The organism is Paraclostridium sp. MRS3W1 (assembly GCF_032465715.1).
Lineage (GTDB): Bacteria > Bacillota > Clostridia > Peptostreptococcales > Peptostreptococcaceae > Paraclostridium > Paraclostridium dentum.
Map to the genome: position 1 here is coordinate 1 of NZ_JAWDJM010000157.1, position 1,605 is coordinate 1,605.

Here is a 1,605-nt window from a genome sequence, read left to right on the forward strand (position 1 = left end):
TTTTTATACTTATTATTATATTCAAAGTTATTATATATATTTAATAAAATCATATTTAAAAATATTTTTTAATATTAATTTATTATTTCAAATTATTTTAAAATTTCCACTAATAGAAAACATATTCCCTTTATAAGTAAGTTTTTGTTATACTATACTCTATGGAATTATACCAAATATTTTTGCGAGGTGTTTTATGGAGAAAAACGTTTTTAAGGATTTTTTGTTACAGTCTTTAGGACTGGTGGTTGGATGTATTTTTATGAGTATAGGAATAAACATGTTTTTTAAACCCTATACAATTGCACCTGGAGGACTTAGCGGTCTTTCATTAGTGTTAGGAAAACTTACAGGTCTTCCTATTCCTGTTGTAATGCTTGCTATAGGTATTCCTTTAGTAATATTTTCAATTAAGATCTTAGGAGTTAAAGATTCTATAAAAACTCTTATTGGAATGACTGTATTTTCTATAGTATTAGGTGTTACATCATCGCTATCTAATTTTGATGTAACAAAAGATGTATTATTATGTTCTATATCTGGTGCATTATGTCTTGGTATTGGACTTGGTATAGTACTAAAAATGGATGCTTCTACAGGAGGAACAGATCTTATTGCACTTATGCTAAATAGAGCTTTCCCAAGTGTCCCGCTTTCAAAGTTTATGGTTATATTAGATGGTATGGTTGTTATATCTGCTGGTATTGCTAGTAAAAATTTAGAAACAGCACTTTACTCAGGAGTAGCACTTTACATTATAGTTAAAATAGTTGATGCCATAGTTTCTGGTCTTAATTACTCAAAAGCATTTATGATTATATCTAATGAGTCTGATATTTTAAGAGATGGTATAACTAAGGAACTTGATAGAGGTGTAACTTTCCTTCAAGGTAAAGGAGGATATACTAATGAAGATAAAAATGTTTTACTAGTAGTGGTTTCTAAAAAACAAGAAGTTCATCTAAAAAAAGTAATAAAAAATATAGATCCATCAGCATTCATAATTGTTAGTGATGTTCATGAAGTTTTAGGCCGAGGATTTAAATCAATAGCATAGTAACATTCTCCTCTTAAAATCATAATTTACTTATATATGATTTTAGGAGGATTTTTTATGTCTAATGCTAATTATGGAGACTTAATATGTTCAGATCATGGATTGTATAAGCATTTTGGCATATATATAAATGAAGATTGCGTTATACATTATGATGGAAAGATAGATGATAAATTTTTGCGTAAGATGTGTATTAGAAAAACTAATATGGATAGATTTTTAGCTGGTAATGAAAACTTTAAAGTTTGTAAGTTTAAAAATAATTTTACAGAACCTTGTGAAGTTGTACAAAGAGCTAATTCTCGTATTGGAGAGCAAAACTTCAATATAATTTTTAATAACTGCGAACATTTTGGCCATTGGTGTAAAACTGGAGTTAGTAAATCCAATCAAGTTGATTTTATAATTTTAATTATAATTTTCACTATATTATTAAATTACTCTTTATAGTTATAAAGAGTTTTTTTATTAATAGGTTTATTTATTTTTGCTTTATTTATATAAATTGCAATTTATATTGCAGATAAAAATAAACAGATATTCTTTTT

General features: G+C 26.4%; 2 protein-coding genes. Both read left to right on the forward strand.

Annotated features, from left to right (window positions below):
* Nucleotides 1–196 precede the first annotated feature (196 nt).
* Nucleotides 197–1,057: a YitT family protein gene (locus tag RWY47_RS12765; RefSeq protein ID WP_021431396.1), complete on the forward strand. Its 861-nt coding sequence runs from the start codon at nt 197–199 to the stop codon at nt 1,055–1,057.
* 57 nt (nt 1,058–1,114) lie between these two features.
* Nucleotides 1,115–1,507, forward strand: coding sequence for a lecithin retinol acyltransferase family protein (locus tag RWY47_RS12770; RefSeq protein ID WP_021431397.1), 393 nt, complete (start codon nt 1,115–1,117; stop codon nt 1,505–1,507).
* The last annotated feature ends 98 nt before the right edge of the window (nt 1,508–1,605 follow it).